The 20,023-nt window shown below is 71.7% G+C and carries 21 protein-coding genes; 4 read left to right on the forward strand and 17 right to left on the reverse strand.

Annotation, left to right across the window (positions count from 1 at the left end):
* Window positions 1–1,135 (reverse strand): AAA family ATPase (locus G6045_RS18440; RefSeq protein ID WP_165333080.1); only part of this gene is annotated, 1,135 nt, incomplete at its 3' end.
* Between the two features lie 74 nt (window positions 1,136–1,209).
* Window positions 1,210–1,614 (reverse strand): cell division protein SepF, encoded by a 405-nt coding sequence (locus G6045_RS18445; RefSeq protein WP_165333081.1) that lies wholly within the window; start codon window positions 1,612–1,614, stop codon window positions 1,210–1,212.
* Between the two features lie 212 nt (window positions 1,615–1,826).
* Between G6045_RS18445 and G6045_RS18450 the strand changes: the two genes are divergently transcribed.
* Window positions 1,827–2,450: an RraA family protein gene (locus tag G6045_RS18450; protein ID WP_165333082.1), complete on the forward strand. Its 624-nt coding sequence runs from the start codon at window positions 1,827–1,829 to the stop codon at window positions 2,448–2,450.
* 36 nt (window positions 2,451–2,486) lie between these two features.
* On the opposite strand, the gene rpsR is transcribed toward G6045_RS18450, so the two are convergent.
* Genes rpsR through rpmG form a run of 4 tightly spaced genes read right to left on the reverse strand, consistent with a single transcriptional unit; the run spans window position 2,487 to window position 4,313 of the window.
* The gene (rpsR, locus tag G6045_RS18455) at window positions 2,487–2,726 is read right to left on the reverse strand and encodes a 30S ribosomal protein S18 (protein WP_165333083.1); all 240 of its coding nucleotides are present in this window, start codon (window positions 2,724–2,726) and stop codon (window positions 2,487–2,489) included.
* Window positions 2,727–2,731: 5 nt separating this feature from the next.
* A complete protein-coding gene (locus G6045_RS18460; protein WP_165333084.1) occupies window positions 2,732–3,895 on the reverse strand; it encodes a CobW family GTP-binding protein in 1,164 nt (387 codons plus the stop codon).
* Window positions 3,892–4,152, reverse strand: coding sequence for a type B 50S ribosomal protein L31 (locus tag G6045_RS18465; protein ID WP_165333085.1), 261 nt, complete (start codon window positions 4,150–4,152; stop codon window positions 3,892–3,894). The genes G6045_RS18460 and G6045_RS18465 overlap by 4 nt, the downstream gene beginning before the upstream one ends.
* Entirely contained in the window at window positions 4,149–4,313 is a 165-nt protein-coding gene (gene rpmG / locus G6045_RS18470) for a 50S ribosomal protein L33 (protein WP_165333086.1), read from the reverse strand. The genes G6045_RS18465 and rpmG overlap by 4 nt, the downstream gene beginning before the upstream one ends.
* Before the next feature lie 73 nt (window positions 4,314–4,386).
* Here rpmG and rpmB point away from each other — a divergent pair, with 73 nt between their 5' ends.
* On the forward strand, window positions 4,387–4,623 hold the full coding sequence (gene rpmB, locus G6045_RS18475) for a 50S ribosomal protein L28 (RefSeq protein WP_165333087.1): 237 nt from the start codon (window positions 4,387–4,389) through the stop codon (window positions 4,621–4,623).
* Complete coding sequence (gene rpsN, locus G6045_RS18480; RefSeq protein ID WP_165333088.1) at window positions 4,623–4,928, forward strand: 30S ribosomal protein S14; 306 nt, start codon at window positions 4,623–4,625, stop codon at window positions 4,926–4,928. The genes rpmB and rpsN overlap by 1 nt, the downstream gene beginning before the upstream one ends.
* Window positions 4,929–4,966: 38 nt before the next feature.
* Here the strand turns inward: rpsN and G6045_RS18485 are convergent, their stop codons facing one another.
* Window positions 4,967–5,953: a LysR family transcriptional regulator gene (locus G6045_RS18485; RefSeq protein ID WP_165333089.1), complete on the reverse strand. Its 987-nt coding sequence runs from the start codon at window positions 5,951–5,953 to the stop codon at window positions 4,967–4,969.
* Window positions 5,954–6,066: 113 nt separating this feature from the next.
* On the opposite strand from G6045_RS18485, the gene G6045_RS18490 reads away from it, so the two are divergent.
* Window positions 6,067–7,449, forward strand: coding sequence for an MFS transporter (locus G6045_RS18490; RefSeq protein ID WP_165333090.1), 1,383 nt, complete (start codon window positions 6,067–6,069; stop codon window positions 7,447–7,449).
* Between the two features lie 76 nt (window positions 7,450–7,525).
* On the opposite strand, the gene G6045_RS18495 is transcribed toward G6045_RS18490, so the two are convergent.
* From G6045_RS18495 to G6045_RS18540, 10 genes are all read right to left on the reverse strand, one after another.
* Window positions 7,526–8,998: an aminotransferase class I/II-fold pyridoxal phosphate-dependent enzyme gene (locus tag G6045_RS18495; protein WP_165333091.1), complete on the reverse strand. Its 1,473-nt coding sequence runs from the start codon at window positions 8,996–8,998 to the stop codon at window positions 7,526–7,528.
* Between the two features lie 105 nt (window positions 8,999–9,103).
* Window positions 9,104–9,370: a GlsB/YeaQ/YmgE family stress response membrane protein gene (locus tag G6045_RS18500; protein ID WP_165333092.1), complete on the reverse strand. Its 267-nt coding sequence runs from the start codon at window positions 9,368–9,370 to the stop codon at window positions 9,104–9,106.
* Window positions 9,371–9,460: 90 nt separating this feature from the next.
* Window positions 9,461–10,132, reverse strand: a complete 672-nt coding sequence (locus G6045_RS18505) for a response regulator transcription factor (protein WP_165333093.1) — start codon at window positions 10,130–10,132, stop codon at window positions 9,461–9,463.
* Window position 10,133: 1 nt separating this feature from the next.
* Window positions 10,134–11,087, reverse strand: coding sequence for a HAMP domain-containing sensor histidine kinase (locus G6045_RS18510; RefSeq protein ID WP_165333094.1), 954 nt, complete (start codon window positions 11,085–11,087; stop codon window positions 10,134–10,136).
* An 8-nt stretch (window positions 11,088–11,095) separates the two neighbouring features.
* The gene (locus G6045_RS18515) at window positions 11,096–12,346 is read right to left on the reverse strand and encodes a cation:proton antiporter (RefSeq protein ID WP_165333095.1); all 1,251 of its coding nucleotides are present in this window, start codon (window positions 12,344–12,346) and stop codon (window positions 11,096–11,098) included.
* Window positions 12,347–12,351: 5 nt separating this feature from the next.
* A complete protein-coding gene (locus G6045_RS18520) occupies window positions 12,352–12,822 on the reverse strand; it encodes a cation:proton antiporter regulatory subunit (protein ID WP_165333096.1) in 471 nt (156 codons plus the stop codon).
* Window positions 12,823–13,055: 233 nt separating this feature from the next.
* Window positions 13,056–15,581, reverse strand: coding sequence for a glycoside hydrolase family 3 protein (locus G6045_RS18525; RefSeq protein ID WP_328707822.1), 2,526 nt, complete (start codon window positions 15,579–15,581; stop codon window positions 13,056–13,058).
* 55 nt (window positions 15,582–15,636) lie between these two features.
* Window positions 15,637–18,231 (reverse strand): alpha-L-rhamnosidase, encoded by a 2,595-nt coding sequence (locus G6045_RS18530; RefSeq protein ID WP_165333097.1) that lies wholly within the window; start codon window positions 18,229–18,231, stop codon window positions 15,637–15,639.
* 47 nt (window positions 18,232–18,278) lie between these two features.
* Complete coding sequence (locus tag G6045_RS18535; protein WP_165333098.1) at window positions 18,279–19,115, reverse strand: carbohydrate ABC transporter permease; 837 nt, start codon at window positions 19,113–19,115, stop codon at window positions 18,279–18,281.
* A gap of 3 nt (window positions 19,116–19,118) precedes the next feature.
* Window positions 19,119–20,003 (reverse strand): carbohydrate ABC transporter permease, encoded by an 885-nt coding sequence (locus tag G6045_RS18540; protein ID WP_165333099.1) that lies wholly within the window; start codon window positions 20,001–20,003, stop codon window positions 19,119–19,121.
* Window positions 20,004–20,023 lie beyond the last annotated feature (20 nt).

The raw sequence follows: 20,023 nt of genomic DNA on the forward strand, positions 1-20,023 counted from the left end.
CCCCCGCCCCCTCCTCCGCCGCGTCCTCGCTCACGGCCGCGATGAGACGGATGTGGCCTCGCGCGCACATGCGGGCGGCGAGCCGCAGCAGCTCGGCGCGCTGGCGGCGGTCGAGCCCGCGGTCGAAGCCGTCGGCGACGACCGTCAACGGCTGGAGCGCCGAAGGGACTTCGCTCACCTGGTCCACGGCCAGCACGCCGGGCCCGGTGAGGAGCACCGCCGAGAGCGCGAGATACCGCAGCTCGCCCTCCCCGAGCCGCGCGAGCGGTGTGCCGACAGCGGCGCCCCGGTCGAGCACGGCCCGCAGCGTCCCGTCCACCTCGCTCTCCACGCGTACGTCCGTGACCGTCCCCGAGCACCCCATCCGCGCCGCGGCGACGAGCTGAGCATGGCGTTTGCCGCACTCCGCGCGCGTACGCCGCAGCACATCGGCCAGGTTGTCGCACCCCCGCAGCAGCCGGCCCGAGCCGGGCGGCACGGGGGCACGCATCCGCGCGGGCTGCGGATCGCAGGCGTACGAGGAGCGCAGCGCGAGCACGACCTGCTCGGCCGCGGCGAGGACGCTGCGCTGCCCGTCGGTCTTGCCGGCGACCCGCAGCGGAAGCAGCGCGGTGGCGAGCCGGTCGTCGGGCAGCGGCGCGCGCGTGACGGGTGCGCTGCCCGCGGTGTGCCAGGCCGCCTGGACCGTGCGGCGCCCGGGGTCGCGCAGGGCGGACTCCATGAGGACCACGTCGCCGAGGGTCAACCGCTCGCCCGCGATACGGAGTTCGGGTTCGACCTGCACGGCGAGGTCGAGCCGTACCCGGCCCGCGGGCCCGGCGACGGCGCATCCGATACGGAAGCCGCGCCGGCCCTGCCGGTCGGGGCGCGCCCACTCCGGCACACACGCCTGCGGGTCCGGTACGGCGTCCGCGAGCGCGGCCCCTGACGCGAGGCGCGCGAGCACTTCGTACGCCCGCAGCGCGCCGCTCTTGCCGCTGCCACTGGCCCCGGTGATCAGGGTGAACGGCCCGAGCGGGACGGTGGCGCCCCGGTGCCCGGCGAACGCGGAGAGCCGCAGGGCACTGACGGCGGGTGGTCCGGACACGGGCCCGGACGGGCCCGCGTCCGTGGGCGCCTGGGTGAGCACAGTCATAGCGGGACGCTATGCAGGCCGCCGCATGATGAACCGTTTTGCCAGTGCGCGGTTCCTACGATCGAAGGACACCGCTACGAACGGGGCAGGCCGATCCCCGTCGCGTGCTGTACCAGGCCCTGCACCTCGGTGTCCGCGGGTGTCAGGAGGAACACATTGCGGTCGACGCGGGTCATGGCGCAGCCCAGCCCGAAGACCACTCCGCTGCTGAAGTCCAGGACCCGCTTGGCGACTTGGGTCTCGGCGCCGCTGAGGTCGAGCAGCACCGGTATCCCGCCCATCAGGGACTGGGCGACGTCGCGCGCGTCGGCGAACACGTTGACCCGCAGCACCGTGAAGCGGCGGCGCGCTTCGGTCTGCGCCTCGGGCAGGGCGCGATGGCCCGGCCAGGACGGCCATTCGTCACGGCCGCGCAGGGGTACGACCTCGGCGAGCCCCTCCCACTGTTCGTCCGTGACGTCGCGGTAGTGACGGTTCACTGTTCCACCTGCCCCGGCCGTCGGCTTCCGCCGGCCTCGTGGCTCGCACTGATTGTCTGCACCACTCGATTCTTGCGCAGACTCACCCGTTCGGCCCAACAGCGACACGGGTCACGGTCCCGCGCGTCCGTCACCTCTTGTTTCACGGACCTCACCCGTGATCAGGTCGAGCAGGGTGCCCAGGGACCGAACACAGTGAGGACGAACCGGCCATGACCGACCACACCGCTTTCCGCGACCTCTCCCCGACGACCCTCGCCGAAGCGGTCGGCCGCGCCCAGGTGATGGACCTCGACATCCGCCCCTTGTGGGGCCCGGCGCCGCGGATCGCGGGGCCTGCGTTCACCGTGCGCTGTCCGGCCGGGGACCAACTGGGGCTGCACGCGGCGATCTACCGTGCCGAACCCGGGTCCGTGCTGGTCGTCGAGGCGGCCGATGCGCGGTACGCGCTGGCCGGCGGCAATGTGTGCGCCATCGCTCAGCGGCGCGGTATCGCGGGGTTCGTGATGAACGGGGCGATCCGCGATGTCGCCGAGGTCCGCGCGAGCGGATTTCCCGTGTACGCCAAGGGCGTTGTGCCGATCCCGGGCAACAAGAGGACGGTCGAACCGTTCAACGAGCCGGTCCGGGTCGGCGGGGTGATCGTGCACGCCGGCGACATCGTCGTGGCCGACGAGGAGGGCATCGTGGTCGTCCCGCGGGATCGCGCGAACGACGTCCTCACGGCCGCCCGCCTCAAGGCCGCCAAGGAGGCGGACCTGTCGCTCGACGAGTGGGAGGCCGACCACCGGGCCCGTATCGACAAGTCGCTGAAGGAGGCGGGCTTCGAGGGCTGAGCCCCGAGGACTGAGCCCCGAGGCCCGCCCCTCGGCTCACCGCGTCCCGTACGGGATCAGCGCCATCTCGCGGGCGTTCTTGACGGCGCGCGCCAGCTGCCGCTGCTGCCGGGCCGTCACGCGGGTCACCCTGCGGCTGCGGATCTTGCCGCGGTCGGAGATGAACTTGCGCAGGAGATCGGTGTCTTTGTAGTCGATGTAGGTGATGCCCGCCGCATCCAGGGGGTTCGGGCGGGACTTGACGGGCTTGCGCTCGGTGGCGCGGCGCGGGGACATGGCGGTCAGACCTCCAGGAGGGTGTCGAAGCCGGACGGCAGGTGCTTCCATGCGTCGCGTCCGGCGGCGTATTCGGCGTCGGTCAGGAGACAGGAGTCGAGGACCTGCCGCAGACCGTCGCGGTCCAGGCCCGGCGAGGTGAACACCAGGTGCTGGCAGCAGTCGCCGTGCTCGGGATGCCAGTCGAGCGCGGCGGCGGCGCGGCGCACTGCGGGGACGAGCTCCCAGGCCGCGTCGGGCAGCGAGGCGAGCCAGGGTCCGGCGTTCTCCACGCAGAGCGCTCCGCCCGCGGCGTCCCAGGCGAGCAGGGTGTCGGGCCGGTCGGCGAGCCAGAACCGGCCGCGGCTGCGGGCCGCGGCGCAGGTCAGATCCTCCAGGGCCTGGTAGAGCCGCTCGGGGTGGAAGGGGCGGTGGGCGTGCCAGACATACGTGGCCACGCCCGCCTCGTCGGCCTCCTGCGGCAGCAGCGCGCAGGCCGGATGCTGGGCGGCCGCGGCGGCCTCGACATCGAAGCCCGACAAGGCGGCCCACGCCAACGCGTCCCCGTCGAGCGTGACTTGGCGGGCGGTCGGGTGCAGCTGGGCGAGCAGCGCCCGGTCCTCGTCGTCGGCCTCGGGGCCGGCGACGACGGCGAGCACGGGGGCGTATTCGAGCTGGCGGGCGAAGGTGTCGGCGATCGTGCGCTGATCGGTGGGGGCGGCGGCGAGACCGGCGGCCATCAGATCGTCGCCGTTGCCCAGGCAGGGCAGCAGCAGCGCCGGATCCACCGCCGTGATCACCGAAGAGACGGTGAGTCCGTGGCCGGCCACCACCTCGGCCATCGCCTTGGGCTCGACCGAGTCCCAGAGTTCGACGACCGCGAGCCGGGTCAGGCCGGCGTCGGCCAGCCGTTCCAGCTCGGGGACCAGGTCCTCGCGCAGGGCGCAGCACGCGCAGTCGTTGGCGAGCGGCGCCTCGCCCGTACCGAGCACGCCACCGGCGTCGCGCAGGGTGCGCACCACCGTGCCGTGCACGGCCGTCGAGAGGTCGTGATGGAGCGCGACGCTGTCCGGCACGCTCGCGAGCAGCCGCTCGACCGTCGCCTTGCGCGCATCGGCGTGCAGCCCGGCGACGATCACCACGGACAGCCCCGGGGACGGATCTGCCGCGCCCCCGGCGTCCCCGGTCATCCGCGGCCGCCTTCGCGCTGCCCGTACCGCCGCTCGAAGCGCTCCACGCGTCCGGCCGTGTCCATGACGCGGGCGGTGCCCGTGTAGAAGGGGTGGCTCGCGCTGGAGATCTCGACGTCGATCACGGGATAGGTCTCGCCGTCCTCCCACTCGATCGTCTTGTCGCTGGTGGCCGTCGAGCGGGTGAGGAAGGCGTAGTTCGCTGCGCGGTCACGGAAGACGACCGGGCCGTACGGGGGGTGGATGGCGGGCTTCATCGCTCCTCCTTGAAGTCGACGTGGCGGCCGGCGACCGGGTCGTACTTGCGCAGGACCAGGCGGTCGGGGTTGTTGCGGCGGTTCTTGCGGGTGACGTAGGTGAAGCCGGTCCCTGCGGTGGACCTGAGCTTGATGACAGGACGTACTTCGTTGCGGGCCATGTCGGCTAGAGTAAATGAAAATGGTTCCCATTAACAAAAAGGGAGCCGCGATCCGACGAGAGAGGTACGTCACGTGTCCGCGCACTGCATGCTGACCGGGCGGCAGCCCGGCTTCGGCAAGACCATCTCCCACTCCCACCGGCGCAGTTCACGCCGTTTCGACCCGAACGTGCAGCGCAAGCGGTACTGGCTGGCGAGCGAGGGCCGCCATGTCCGGCTGACGCTGAGCACGAAGGGGATCAGGACGGTCGACTCGATCGGGATCGAGGCCGCCGTGGCCCGGATCCGGGCGCGCGGGGTGAGGGTCTGATGGCGAAGAAGAGCAAGATCGCGAAGAACGAGCGGCGGCGCGAGCTCGTCGCCCGCCATGCCGCCCGCCGGGCGGAGCTGAAGGAGATCATCCGCCGGCCGTCGAGCAGCGAGGACGAACGCCTCGCCGCCCAGCGGGAGTTGCGGCGCCAGCCGCGTGACGCGAGCGCTACCCGCGTACGCAATCGGGACAGTGTCGACGGACGGCCGCGGGGCTATCTGCGCACGTTCGGCCTTTCCCGGGTGAACCTGCGGGGGCAGGCGCATGCCGGGTTCCTGCCGGGGGTGCGCAAGTCGTCCTGGTAGTACGGGAGTTCAGGCAGCCGGGCCGCCGACTTGATCGGTCAGGGGCCCGGCTGCTCGCCCTCGCCCCGCTGCTCGCCCTCGCCCCGCTGCTCGCCCTCCCCCATCAACTCCCGTACACACCCCCGCAACCACCGGTGCGCCGGATCCGCGTCGAGGCGCGGGTGCCAGGCCATCGCCAGCGCGAGCGGCGGCAGGTCCAGCGGGACAGGGAAGGTGACCAGACCGAGTGCGTCGGTCATCGGGGTGGACCAGCCGGGGACCAGGCCGATGAGGTCGGTGTCCCGTACGAGGAAGAGCGACGCGGGGAACGAAGCCACCGTGCTCACCACCCGCCTGCTGAACCCGTGTGCGGCCAGGGCCTCGTCGACCGGGCCGTGCAGCTTGCCGCGGCGTGACACGGTGAGGTGCTCCGCGGACTGCGCGAACCGGCGGACGGTCAACTTGCCCTTCAGAAGCGGGTGTCCGGCCCGTACGACCCCGCGCATCCGGTCCAAGGACAGCGGCTCGACCCGAACCTCGGGGGCCGTGGAGTCGATCACGCCGACCTCCAGATCCGCCGTGCCCTCGCGCAGTACGGGTGCGTCGAGATGGCTCTCGCCGAGGAAGCGGATCCGCAGGCCCGGCGCCTCCTCGAGCACCCGGGCCAGCAGCCGCGGGCCGAGCAGCGCCGCGATCGAGTCCTGGCCGTGCACGGTGAACGTCCGCTCCACGGCCCGCAGATCCTGCTCCCCGTGCGCGGCGAACAGCGCCCGGGCCCGCTCGACGACCGCACCCACCTCGGCACGGACCGACAGCGCGTAGGGCGTGGGCACCATGCGCCGGCCCGCGCGCACCAGGACCGGGTCGCCGAGCGCCTTGCGGATGCGGCCGAGGGTGCGGCTCATCGCCGGTTCGGACAGATGCAGGCGCTGTGCGGCGCCCCGCACGCTCTCCTCCTCGAGCAGCACGTCCAGGGCGACCAGGAGGTTGAGGTCGAGGCCGGTCGCCGGGCCGGTGCCGGGTGGATGGCTCGCGGATTGCGTCATACGCAAGTACTCCCTGCACAACTTGCACTGGAAAGCAGGCCAGTGCCGAGCCTACGTTGAAAGGGCGCCCTCCGAGCGCACTCCCCACCGCACCAGCTCCCGAAGGAGCCACCATGTCCACGCCTGCCCTGACGGCGGCCGCCCCCAAGCTCGGGCGGGCCACGCTGCTTGCCGTCTGCGCCTGTGTGATGGTGGCGCAGAGCATGGTGGCGGCGATCAACCTGCTGATCCCCCAGCTGAGTTCCTCGGCGCTGCACCCGTCCGCGTCCGAGATCATGTGGACGGTCGACGCCTACGTCCTCGCCTTCGCAGGTCTGCTGATCCCCGCGGGCGCGGCGGCCGACCGGTACGGCCGCAAGGGTGCGCTCCTGACCGGGCTCGCGCTGTTCGCGGCCGGTGCAATGACCAGTGCGCTGGCCGCCTCATCCGGTGTGCTGATAGCCGGCCGGGCGGTCTGCGGTGTGGGCGCGGCCCTGATCACCCCGTCCACCATGTCGATCCTCGTCCACCTCGGCGACACTCCCCTGCGCCGGGCGCGCGCGATGGCCGCGTGGACGCTGGCGATCGGCGTGGGCGGGGCGTTCGGCAATCTGGCCGGCGGGCTCGCGGGGCAGTTCCTCGGCTGGCGGGCCCTGTTCTGGCTGATGGTGCCGCTGGCGGCGGTGCTCGCCGGGTGCGTCGCGTACGCCGTCCCGCGTACCGGGCGCTCGGCCCGGGGCAACCCCGATCCGCTGGGCACCCTGCTGGTCACCGCGGCCCTGTTCGCCCTGCTCTTCGGGATCATCGAGGGGCCCACGTACGGCTGGACGTCCCTCCGTATCCTCGGCGCCTTCGCCCTGGGCGCGCTGCTCGCGGCGGCCTTCGCGCGACACGGCCTGCGCTCCCCCGCACCGCTCTTCGACCCGCGCGTGTTTCGCGCACCGCGCCTGAGCGCGGCGGCGCTCGGCCTGGCCACCGGGTTCTTCGGCCTGTTCTCCCTCTTCTTCGTCAACTCGCAGTACCTGCAAGGACTCAAGGGGTACGGGCCCGCACTGGCCGGCTTGGCGATCATGCCGGTCAGCGCGGGGATGGCGCTGGCACCGAGGTTCGCGGCCCGGTGGCACGCCACCCCTCGTCCGGTGATCACGACGGGACTGGCCCTCATCGGCGCGGGACTGCTCGCCGTCTCCACGGCCGGTGCGCACACCCCGTACGGCCTCTACGTGGTGTGGCTCCTGGTCATCTCCTTCGGCACCGGCATCTGCATGCCGGCCCTGACGATCGGCGTACTGGAAGCGCTGCCCCCGCACACGGCCGGCCTCGGCTCCGGACTCGGTACCTCCGCACGGGAGTTGGGCGCGGCCCTCGGCGTCGCGGTGACCGGGACCGTCCTGGCGGCGGACGGCGGGGACTACGGCGCGGGGATGTCGTCGGCGCTCAGGGTGGTGGGGGTGGTGGTGCTGGTGTGCACAGTGCTGGTGTGGTCGGGGTACGGCAGGCGCGGGCAGCAGCCGTGACGGGACCGGCCCTTGCCCTGGCCGCCTTCAGGCGCCGACCGTGCTCCCGGCCATCGGCGGCGTCGCCTCCCCCGGCTCACCGCTCCGCGACGACCCGGATGGTGCGCAGGGTGGGGTCGGCGGCGTCGGGGACGTTCATGCCGGCCTCGATGCCCGTACGGAGATAGGTCAGGACCACGTCGGTGAGCCGTTCGCCGGACAGGGCCACGGGGATGCCCGGCGGATACGGGGTGAGCATCTCCGCCACGACCCGGCCCGCGGCCTGGTCGGCGGGGACGTCCTCGGCCGGTCCGAAGTACGCGTCGCGCGGCAGGAGTTCCTGGACCAGACGCAGCTCGGCGGGCCGCGGGACCCGCACCCGGCGCACGGGCCGCAGCGCCGGGGCACGGTGGACGAGGTCGCGCAGCGCGGTCAGCAGCCGGCCGGTGGTGTCGTGGTCGTCGGCGTGGGTGAGCTGGGCGCTGATGCAGCGGTGGTCGGCCAGGTGGACGTCGATGTGGTGCCGGGCGCGCAGCCAGTCCGCGGCGCGGTAGCCGGTGAGTCCCAGGCCCGTGACGTCCACGACCGCGGGCAGCGGGTCGAAGCCGTCGGCGCGGCCGGGGCCGCAGTAGTCCTCGCGGTGGTCGACGCGCAGACCGTCGAGGGTGTCGATGGACTGCCGTGTGGTGTGGGCGAGTTCGAGTGCGGCGCCGAGGAGCTCGCGGCCGTGCAGGGCCATCTGGCGGCGCCACGCGTCGATACCCGCGTACAGGAGCACGGACGGGCTGGTCGTGCCGAGCAGATCCGCGCGGGAGGCGAGCGCGGCCGGGTCGACGAGATCTCCCTGGAGATGGAAGACGGAACCCTGTTCGAGGCCGCTGCCCATCTTGTGGATGCTGGTGACGCAGACGTCGGCGCCCGCGTCCATCGCCCAGGTCGGCAGATCGGGGTGGAACGGCAGATGGGCGCCCCATGCCTCGTCCACGATCAGCGGCCGGCCCTGGCGGTGGCAGACCGCGGCGATGGCGGAGAGGTCGGCGGTGGCGCCGTACGGGGTGGGGCTGGTGACCAGGGCACCGCGGGCCTCGGGGTGGTCGGCGAAGCCCTTGGCGACGGTGGTGGCGGACGGCGGGTGTGCGAGATGCCGTTCGGGGTCCCACCGGGGCTCCAGCCATACGGGTTCGATGCCGGCGAGGATCAGCCCGGCCACCACGGACTTGTGCGCGTCGCGGCTGATCAGGAGCGAGTCGTGCGGGGCCGCGACGGTCAGCATGGCGGCCTTGACCGACAGGGAACTGCCGCACGTCGAGAAGAAGGTGTGCTCGGCGTGCACGGCATCGGCCATCAGGTGCTCGGCCCGCTCCAGGACCTGCCCGCGCATGCGCCGGTCGTCGAGCCCGCCGGACGCGAGCACGTCGCCGAGGTACACGGCGTCCCCGAGCACCGCCCGCGCCTCGGGATCGGCACCGCGCGCCTGCTTGTGCCCCGGTGGCGTGAAGCCGAGTTCATGGTGGTCGCGGTAGGCGGCGAGGGCTTGCAGGACGGGTGCCTGGGTGTGGTCGAGTGGCATGCGCGTGCGGGTACCTCGAGGGGCGGGGTCCATGCGGCCGCATGGACCCCCGCCCCTCTGTGACGTCAGCCGCTTCTCCGTGACGTCAGCCGCTTCTCCGTGACGTCAGCGCCGACGAAGCTTGACCCGGTCGATGGCCGCGACACCCAGGGCTGCCAGAGCGATCTGGATGAGCCACTCGCCCCAGTCCACCCCCTCGGTGTCCGCCACTCCGAGCCCGCCCGCGATGGCTGTGCCGATCAGGGCCGCGACGATGCCCACGAGGATCGTCCACAGAATGCCGATGCGCTGCCGTCCGGGAAGCACAAGGCGTCCGATGACGCCGATCACGATGCCGATCACGATGGCGCTGATCAGACCTGATATCTCCATCACTGCCCCTTTGTTGTGACCCTCGTGTGCCGAGTGCCCCTCACCAGGGGTGCCAATCTCTCGCGGCGGCTCCCGGCCGCCGCGAGAGTGTCAGGGCTCGATCAGCCCCGTGCGGATGGCGTACCGGGTGAGTTCGAGACGGTCGCGCAGACCGAGTTTCTGCAGCATGTTGGCGCGGTGCCGTTCGACGGTCTTCACGCTGATGCACAGCAGGCCGGCGATCTCCTTGGAGGTGTGGCCCTCGGCGACCAGCTTGAGCACTTCCTCCTCACGTTCCGTCACGGCCCGGTCCGGGAGCGGTTCGCCGTTCTGCGCCCGCTGGAGGTAGTTGCGGATCAGGGTGGTCATGGTTCCCGGGTAGAGGAACGGTTCGCCGCGCATGGCCGCCCGGCAGGCGTCCACCAGGTCGCGGTCGGCGACGGACTTGGGTACGTAACCGCTGGCCCCGGCTTTGAGCGCCTCGAAGAAGTACTGCTCGTTGTCGTACATCGTGAGCATGAGAAGGCGCAGGTCCGGCTGGATACGGGCCAGTTCACGGGCGGCCTGCAGTCCGGTCATCCGCGGCATCGCGATGTCCAGGACGGCGAGCGCCGGACGGTGGGTGCGCGCCATGGCCACGGCTTCGGCACCGTTGTCGGCTTCCGCCACCACTTCGAGATCCGGTTCGCTGTCGAGGATGAGCCGCACCCCGCGCCGTACCAACGCGTGGTCGTCCGCGAGCAGGACGCGGATGGGCTCCGGGGCAGTCGGTTCAGCGTGCATGTCACGCAGCTCCCTTCTCCGGCGGCACGGTCATCCGGACGCGGGTCCCGCCGCCGGGTGCCGGTCCGATCGACAGGTCGGCGCCGATGAGCAGGGCGCGCTCACGCATGCCGCGGATACCGGATCCCTCCGGCGCCCCGCCCGTGCCGCCGCCGTTGTCGTCGACGGTGAGCCGCACTCCGTACGCGCCACGCAGCAGCCGTATGTCGACCTTGGTCGCGCCGGCGTGCCGTGCCGCGTTGGTCAGGCTCTCCTGGGCCACGCGGTACAGGACGAGTTCGGCCTGGTCCCCGAGCGCGGGCAGGTCCGGGGCGTACGTACGCCGGACCGTGAGCCCGGAAGGGGCCGCGATCTCGTGGGCGAGTGCGGTGAGTGCGCTGGTGAGGCCGAGCTCGTCGAGGATGCCCGGCCGCAGTCCCCGGGCGATCCCTCTGATTTCGTCGAGGCCGGCCCGCGTGGTCTCCTGCACGCGGTGCAGATCCGCGCGCAGCGGCTCGGGGACCTGGTCGGCGAGCCGCTTCAGGTCGAGGAGCACGACGGTGAGGGTCTGGCCGACCTCGTCGTGCAACTCCTGGGCGATACGGCGCCGTTCCGCCTCCTGCGCGCAGAGGGCGAGCGCGCTGCTGGCCGCGCGTTCGGCCTCGAGGCGGTCGAGCATGGTGTTGAACGTGCCGATGAGGTCGGCGATCCCGCCTGTTCCGGAGACCTCGAGGCGCCGGCCGGGCCGCAGCAGATCCGTCGTGGTCATCGCCCGTGTGAGCCGTTGCAGCGGGGCGAGGCCGAGACGGAACAGCACGGCGTTCGCGGCCAGCATCACCACCACTCCGGCGACGGCGATCACGGCCTCGGTCAGCAGCACCGGGGTGGAGACCGTGACCGGCCCGAGCAGCAGCAGCGCCGCGGCCGCGAGCAGCACCACGGCGTTCAGCAGGAAGATCCGCCAGTACAACGACATGAGCCGGCCTACTCCTGCCCCCGGTGATCCGTCGCCGGTTCCGCCTCGGGTCCTGCGGGGGCGACGGCGGCCGGGACCTTCGGCGGCGGCGGTCCGGCCGGCGTGCGGTCCTTCATCAGGCGTGCGGCCAGGGGCTGTGTGTAGCGCGCCGTCAACGGGCCGATCACGACGAGGATCAGGACGTACGCGGTGGCGAGCGGGCCCAACTGCGGTTCGATTCCCGCCGTGACGGCCAGTCCGGCGATCACGATCGAGAACTCGCCGCGGGCCACCAGCGTGCCGCCCGCCCGCCAGCGTCCCTTGACGGCGATGCCCGCGCGCTTGGCGGCCCAGTAGCCGGTGGCGATCTTCGTGCAGGTGGTGACCACGGCGAGGACGAGGGCGGGCAGCAGCACCGGCGGGATGCTCGCCGGATCCGTGTGCAGGCCGAAGAAGACGAAGAACACCGCCGCGAACAGGTCCCGCAGCGGCGAGAGCAGCGCATGGGTGCCCTCGGCGACCTCGCCCGACAGCGCGATGCCCACCAGGAACGCGCCGACCGCCGCCGAGACCTGCAACTGCTGTGCGATGCCCGCCACCAGGAGCGTCAGGCCGAGCACGACCAGGAGCAGCTTCTCCGGGTCGTCGCTGGAGACGAAGCGCGAGATGAGCCGCCCGTACCGCAGGGCGATGAAGAGGACGGCCCCCGCGACCCCCAGGGCGATGCCGAGCGTGACGGCGCCGACGGCGAGGCTCACGCCCGCCAACAGGGCGGTGATGATGGGCAGATAGACGGCCATCGCGAGGTCTTCGAGGACCAGGATGCTGAGGATGACCGGCGTCTCGCGGTTGCCGAGGCGGCCCAGGTCGCCGAGCACCTTCGCGATCACCCCGGACGAGGAGATCCAGGTGACACCGGCGAGGACCACGGCGGCCACCGGACCCCAGCCGAGCAGCAGGGCCGCGGCCGCACCCGGCAGTGCGTTGAGCGAGAAGTCGACGAGCCCGGCCGGGTACTGGGTCTTCAGATTCGATACGAGGTCACTGGCCGTGTACTCCAGGCCCAGCATCAGCAGGAGCAGGATGACGCCGATCTCGGCGCCGATGGCCACGAACTCCTCGCTCGCGCCGAGCGGCAGCAGGCCTCCTTCACCGAAGGCAAGACCGGCCAGGAGGTAGAGCGGAATCGGCGAGAACTGCAGCCGCCCGGCGAGCCTGCCGAGCAGGCCGAGGCCCAGGATGATCGCGCCGAACTCTATGAGGAAGACAGCAGAGTGCATGGGGCTCACTCACGTCCGAGTATCGAAGCGGCCGCGTCCACGCCTTCGCGCGTTCCGATGACGATGAGGGTGTCCCCGCCGGCGAGCCGGAAGTCGGGCGTCGGCGAGGGGATCGCCTCGGCCCGGCGCAGCACGGCGACGACGGACACTCCGGTCTCCGTACGCAGCCGTGTGTCGCCGAGGACCCGGCCGTTCCAGTGCGAGTGCGCCGACACCTCCATACGCTCGGCCACCAGGCCGAGATCGGTGGTGTGCAGCAGGTTCGGGCTGTGGTGCGCGGGCATCAGGACGTCGATCACGGCCGCGGTCTCCGCACCCGTCAGGTGGACGGCCTGGGCGCAGGCGTCCGGGTCGTCGCCGTGGTAGACGTTCACCGTCCGGGTGCCGTCGCGGTGGGCGACCACCGACAGGTGATGGTGCGCACGCGTGGTCAGGTCGTAGCGCACACCGATCCCCGGCAGGGGTGTCGTACTCATCCGTGGAGCGGGCACAGCCCGGCCCTCCTCATCACTGCTCAGGAACTCATGGGCCCGGCAGTACCGGTGTCAGGACACCGGTACTGCCGCAAACCAGCCATCCTGCCACCCCCGGACAGTGCGCAGATATGGGTGTCGGCACGGATGGACACGCCACTGAGCAGCGGACATCCTGCTGCGGGCGGCGTGCGGGACGCGACGGGTCACGGGCTGAGCGGCGGTCGGTCCGCCGCTCAGCCCCGGCGGTCTCCGTACCTGATGGTCACGGCCCGCTGAGCGGTGACGTCACGCGCCGAGCGGGCGACGGCGAGCGTGTAGGTGCCGGGGACCAGCTCCCACCGCCCCGCAGTCCAGGTCATCAACTCCCGTACGGGTACCGAGAGTTCCATACGAGTGGACGCCTTCGCTTGCAGCGTCACCTTGCGGAATCCGACGAGCCGGCGCGGCTCGGCCGCCGCCGCGTCCGGCAGTGTCGCGTAGAGCTGGACGACCTCGGTGCCCGCGCGGGTGCCGGTGTTCGTGACGGTGACGGCGACGGTGGCCTTCCGGGCGGCGGCGTCGTAGGACGCTTCGAGTGAGCCGTGGCTGAAGGTGGTGTACGACAGGCCGTGGCCGAAGGGGAAGCGGGGGCGCTGCCCGTGGCGGTCGTAGAAGCGGTAGCCGACGTGGATGCCCTCGTCGTAGCCGACCGCTCCGTTCGTTCCCGGGTACGTGGCGGTGGTGGTGCCCGGGCCCTGGCTCGGGTCGGCCGGGAAGGTGACGGGGAGGCGGCCTGCCGGGTCGCTGTCGCCGAAGAGGATCGCGGCGAGCGCGGTGCCCGTGCCGCGGCCGCCGTACCAGGCTTGGACGACGGCTGCGGCCTCGTGCTGCCACGGCATGGCGACCGGGCCGTCGGTGTTGAGGACGACGACGGTACGGGGGTTCGCGGCGGCGACCGCGCCGATGAGCCGGTCCTGGTCGCCGGGCAGCCCCAGCCGGAGGTGGTCCATGTCCTCGCCCGCGACGCGGTTCACGAACACGACCGCGGCGTCCGCGGCACGGGCGGCTTCGACCGCCGCGGGGATCAGCGACTCGGGCTGCCAGCCGAGGGTGAGGCCGCACGTACCGGTGTCCGCACCGGAGTTGGTGTAGCGCAGCTCCACGGTGACGGGCCGGCCCGCCGTCAGTTCGACGGTGGCGCCCAGCGGATAGTCGTAGGGGCCGAGGAAGAAGCGGCGGGTGTGCCGGGTGCCTGAGACGACGGTGGTGCCGTTGATCTTCAGGGTGGCGGTGCCCGCGGTCAGGAGCGAGAAGCGGTGCAGGCCCGTGGTGGTCGGCACGAGGGCGCCGGTCCAGGTCGCCGACCAGACGGCCGGGAGTCCGTCCACGGGTGCGGCGGTGAAGTCGACGGTCGCGTCGGTCCGGGTGGCGAGCGGGGTGCCGGTGGCGTCGGCACCCGCGTAATAGGTTCCGGTCAGGCCGCCTGTCGCACCCGCGCGGGTCCGAAGGACGGACGAAGGAACGGTGTCCAGGGGCAGGTCTCCCTTGGTGCCCTGCGCGTGGGTCACCTTCACGGCGGTGCCGGCGCGCGTGCGGATCGCCTGGAGCGGGGTGGTCCAGGTGCCGGGGTCCACGTAGGTGGAGCCGGAGACGCCGGTCAACACGTCCGTGCCCGCCGGGCCGATGACCGCGAGGGACTTCACCGTCGCGGGCAACGGCAGCGTGCCGGTGCGGTTGGCGAGCAGCACCGTGGAGCCGACCGCGGCCTCGTGGGCGAGGTCCTGGTGGGCCTTGGTGCTCACGTCGGCGGAGGGTGCGGGCAGCGGGTGGTCGAAGAGGCCCGTCGCGTACATGGTGATCAGGATGCGGCGTGCCGCGTCGTGCAGACGGGTCCCCGGGATCGCGCCGCCGGCGAGGGAGCCGGGAGCGAGCTTCACTCCGCCCGGTCCGAGGCCGGCCAGGTCCATCCCGGCCCGGGCGGCGGCGACTTGGTCATCGCCCGCCCAGAAGTCCGGGACGGTGTAGCCCTGGAGTCCGAGGCCCTTCTTCAAGTCGTCGTAAAGGGCGGGGTTCTGGGTCGCGAAGACGCCGTTGATCTTCGGGTACGCCATCATCACCGAGGTGGCCGGGGCGGCCGCGATGACGTGCCGGAACGGTGCCTGGTAGATCTCGTGCAGCGCCCGCCCGGAGACCTTGGTGTCCGTGAAGAAGCGGTGGGTCTCCTGGGTGTAGCCGGCGAAGTGCTTCACCGTGGCGGCGACATGGCGGCTCTGCATCCCGGTGGTGCAGGCCGCCGCGAGCCGTCCGGCGAGCAGCGGGTCCTCGCCCATGCTCTCGGCCTGGCGGCCGAAGTGCCAGGTGCGGGTGATGTCGACGGTGGGGCCGAGCAGGTTGTTGTAGCCCTTCGCGCGGCCTTCGGTACCGATGGCGACACCGATCCTGCGCATCAACTCGCCATCGAACGTGGCCGCTTGGGCCAGCGGTACGGGGAAGGCGGTCACGCCCCGCTCGCCGCGCAGTCCGGCGGAGGCGTCGGCCATGGTCAGGGCCGGTATGCCCAGGTGCGCGAGTGCGGCGAAGTCGCAGCGTACGAGCGACTCCTTCTCTGCCTCCGTCATGCGCGCGAGCAGCGCGTCGGCGCGCTCCTGAGGAGTGGTCCCGTCGGCGGCGGTCGGCGTGGTCCCGTCGGCGGCTGCCGCCTCGTTGAGGACCGGGACGGGGGTCATGCCCACGGACAGGGCGGTGAGGGTGGCGGCGCCGAGAAACGTTCGTCGGTTCACAAGCGGCTCTCCGTACGGGTAGGGCGGCCGGTTCAGCGGCCGTGACGAGGTCGTTTCACGCCGCCGCAGGGAGGAGTTCGGCGGTGTCGAGGGTGTGCTCTCCCGGGCCGAGCGCGACCGGTGCGCACCCGGGGAGTTCGGCGGTGGCCGTGCAGCCTTCGGGCACGGTGATCCGTGCCCTCATGCCGTCGGCGGTCAGCTCCCAGTCCAGGGAGGCCGTGCCGTACGGCGTCTCATGGCGGGTGCGGGCCCAGGTGATGTCGCCGCCGGGACGCGGCCTGAAGGTCAACTCCCGGTAGCCGGGGGCCTGAAGAGCGATGCCGCCGACGACCCGGTGCAGCCAGTCGGCCACCGCCCCGAGCGCGTAGTGGTTGAAGGAGGTCATGCCGCCCGGGTTGAGGGTGCCGTCGGGGCGGAGGCTGTCCCAGCGTTCCCAGATGGTGGTGGCGCCCATGGTGACCGGGTACAGCCAGGAGGGGCATGCGGTCTGGGTCAGCAGGCGGTAGGCGACGTCGGTGTGGCCGGTGTCGGTGAGGGCGTCGCAGATCAGGGGGGTACCGACGAAACCGGTGGCGATACGGGCGTCGTCGGCGAGCACGAGTTCCGCCAGGCGATCGCCCGCGGGCCCGCGCTGTTCCCGGGTCAGGAGGTCGAAGGCGAGGGCGACGGCGTACGCGGTGGGGGTGTCGCTGGTCATACGGCCGGTGGGCAGGACGTAGCGGCGGCGGAAGGCAGCCGTGACCTCGTCCGCGAGCGCCGCGTACCGTGCGGCGTCCCCATCGAGCCCCAACTCCGCGGCAGAGCAGGCGAGATGGCGGGTGGAGTGCGCGAAGTACGCGGTGGCGACCAGATAGCGGTCCGTACGGGAGGCGGCCGGGTCCTGTGGCGGTGCGGCCGGGTCGAGCCAGTCCCCCAGCTGGAAGCCGGTGTCCCACAGGCGGTCGGGTCCGGCGAGGCGCGCCACCAGGTCGACCCACGCCTTGCCCATCGCGTAGTGGCGGCGCAGGAGTTCACGGTCGCCGAAGCGCCGGTAAAGCACCCACGGGGTGAGGGTGGCGACGTCGCCCCAGGCGGCGCCGGGGCGGATCGGGGTCCACATCGACCCCCCGGGGATGACGGGCACGTACCAGGGAACGGTGCCGTCGGGCAGTTGCTCGAGGCCCACGTCGGTGAGCCAGGAGTCGAGCAGGCCGGCGCAGTCGTAGAGGTAGCTCGCGGTGGGGGCGAAGACCTGGATGTCGCCGGTCCAGCCGAGGCGCTCGTCGCGCTGCGGGCAGTCGGTGGGCAGATCGACGAAGTTCCCGCGCATGCTCCACACGACGTTCTCGTGCAGCCGGTTGACCAGCGGATCACTGCACTCGAACCACCCCGTTCGCCGCATGTCGGAGTGGTACACGCGAGCGGTCACCATGCCGGGGGCCAACTCGCCGGGCCAGCCCGTGACTTCGGCGTACCGGAAGCCGTGCAGGGTGAAGCGGGGTTCCCAGGTGAGGCGCCCGCGGCCGGACAGGATCAGGGTGTCGGTGGAGTACGCCTTCCGCAGCGGACGTGTGGCCGGCTCGCCCCCGGACAGGATCTCGGCATGCCGGAGCGTGATCGTCGTCCCGGCCGGTCCGTCGACGGTGACGCGGAGCCGGCCGACGAGGTTCTGGCCGAAGTCGAGGAGGTGGCGGCCGTCGCCGGTCGCCGTGATGGCGACCGGGGCTATCTGGTCGGTGCAGGCGACCGGGGGGCCGAGCGGGGCGACGAGGGTGCCGGCGTCGCGTTCACCCGTACGCACGGGTGACCAGTCACCGATGTCGGCGCCGGACGGCGTGGCCCAACTCGCCTCGTACAGACGGGCGTCGAAGGTCTCCCCCTCGTACAGGCCGCTGGAGAGGATCGGGCCGGGCGCCGCGCGCCAAGTGCCGTCCGTGGCGAGGACGGTCGTGGTGCCGTCGTCGTACGTCACCTCCAGTTGGGCGATCAGGGACTGGTCCGTGCCGTAGATGTTGCGGGTGCCGCCGTCGAAGCCGTACTTCCCGCGGTACCAGCCGTCACCGAGCCACGCGCCGAGGGTGTTGGCGCCTTCGGTGAGGTGGCCGGTGACGTCGTGGGTGCGGTAGCGCAGGCGGTGCGGGTAGACGGTCCAGCCGGGGGCGAGGGCCTCGTCGCCGACGCGCCGTCCGTTGATCTCCACCTCGTACAGGCCGTGGGCGGTGACGTAGAGACGGGCGCGGGTGACGGTCCGCTCGAGGGTGAAGTCCTTGCGGACGCGGGCCGGTTGGCGGTCCGCGTCGGGGTCCTCGGTCCAGGCCGCACCGACCGGCACGGCCTGCCAGTCGGTGGGGTCGAGCAGACCGGCCTCCACGGGGCGGGCCTCGCTCCAGGCGGAAGGGCCCTCCGCGCCGGTGGTCCAGACGCGGACGCGGGCCTCGGCCCGTTCGCGCGAGCGCAGCGGCGGTCCCGGCCAGGGCACGAGGATCTGCTCGGCGCTGTCGATACGGCCGCTGGACAACACCCCCGTATCGCGGGGGAGTTCGAGTTCGTACGCGGTCTGCCGGCCGGAGCCGGGCGGCAGGGTCCAGGACAGGCGTGGGGTGGCGGTGCCGATGCCGAGGCCGTCCGGGAGGTGCTCGAAGGACACCGGTGAGGGCGGGGAGGGCAGCAAAGGGGGAACCTTTCGTTCACGTGCGCGGGAGCGGAAGAGAAGGGCCGTCAGCCCTTGACCGCTCCCGAGGTGAGGCCCTTCATGACCTTCTGGTTGAGGAAGAGATAGATCAGGAGGGTGCCGAAGACGTTGATGCAGATGGCGGCGAAGAGCGGCCCGTACTGGGTGGCGCCGAAGTCGCCGGTGAAGTTCAGCAGGCCGACCTGGATGGTGCGCAGGTCCTGGTTGTTGGTGAACGTCAGGGCGATCAGGAGGTCGTTCCAGATGAAGAAGAACTGCACCAGGCCGACGGTGAGCAGGGCGTTGCGCACCATGGGCACGCTGATGGTCCAGAACGCCCGCAGGATGCCGGCGCCGTCGATGGTGGCCGCCTCGAACAGCTCGCGGGGCACGGTGCGGTAGTACGTCGCCATCATGAAGACGGTCAGCGGCAGACCTGTTCCCGTGTACGTGAGGATCAGCGGCCACAGCGTGCCGGACAGGCCCGACTGGAAGTACACGGTGAACAGGGGCAGCAGGATCATCTGCGGCGGCACCATCATGCCCGCGAGGAAGACCACAAGGGTCACGCTCCGGCCCTTCCACACCATGATCTGCAGGGCGAAACCGGCTGCGGTGCCCAGGAGCAGGATCAGGGCGAGTGCGGGGAGTACGGCGAGCAGGCTGTTCTGTACGTACAGGCCGATGTTGCCGGTGGTCCAGGCCTCCGTGTAGTTGCCCCATTCCCAGGTGGTGGGCAGGCTCCAGGTGGAGTTGTTCAGGTAGTCGTCGTTGGACTTCAGCGAGGTCAGGAACATCCAGATCAGCGGATAGATCTCCACGACCAGGAGCAGTCCGACGGCGAGCTTCACCCACCAGCGGCGGGCGTGCATGCGGGTGGCCATGGCTCAGCCCTCCGTGAGATCGCGCCGCGAGACGCGGTAGACGGCCAGGCTCACCAGCAGGCACACGACGGTGAGGAGCAGGGCGATGGTGCTGCCGTAGCCGTACTCGCTGTAGGTGAACGACGTCTGGAACATGTACAGGGTCAGTGGCGTGGTGCCGTTGCCGGGGCCGCCGCCCGTCAGGGCGACGATCGAGTCGAAGACCTTGAGGGTGCCGTTGATGCTGAAGATCAGCGAGGACAGCAGGACGGGCAGCGACAGCGGCAGCACGATGTGGCGGACCAGGCGAAGGCCCGTGGCGCCGTCGAGGCGGGCCGACTCGAGGGTCTCCTCGGGGATGTCGACCAGGCCGGCGAAGAGCAGCACGGCGTAGAAGCCCATGGAGCGCCAGATGTCCATGACGACCAGGACCCAGAAGGCGCTCCCTGCGCTGCCGAAGAAGTCGACCGACTCCAACCCCACCGCATTCAGGAGGGAGTTGACCGGTCCCGTCTGCGGGGCGACCTGGAAGAACTTCTGGAACAGCAGCCCGACGGCCACGGTGGGCAGCACCACGGGGAAGAACACGAGGGTACGGACCAGGGCGGAGGCGCGCTTGAGGAAGAACACGTAGAGCAGGGCGATCAGATAGCCCGCCACGACCTGGCCGACGGTGACGGCGGCGGCGTACTTGAGCGTGAACCAGAGCGCGTCGCGCACGGCCGGGTCGGCGAGGAGCCGGGAGAAATTGGCGACGCCGTTGCCGGTGAAGCCGTCGATGGTGTTGCCCCGGGTGAAGGAGTACCCGAGCGACCACGCCATCGGGACGAGCATGATCAGGGTGTAGACGAGGAGAGCGGGGCCGAGCAGGATCGCGATGGCCCTGCGGTCACCGAGTACGCGGTGCATGGGTGGAGTCCACTTCGTAT

It is taken from the genome of Streptomyces mesophilus (genome assembly GCF_011044995.1).
GTDB lineage: Bacteria > Actinomycetota > Actinomycetes > Streptomycetales > Streptomycetaceae > Streptomyces > Streptomyces mesophilus.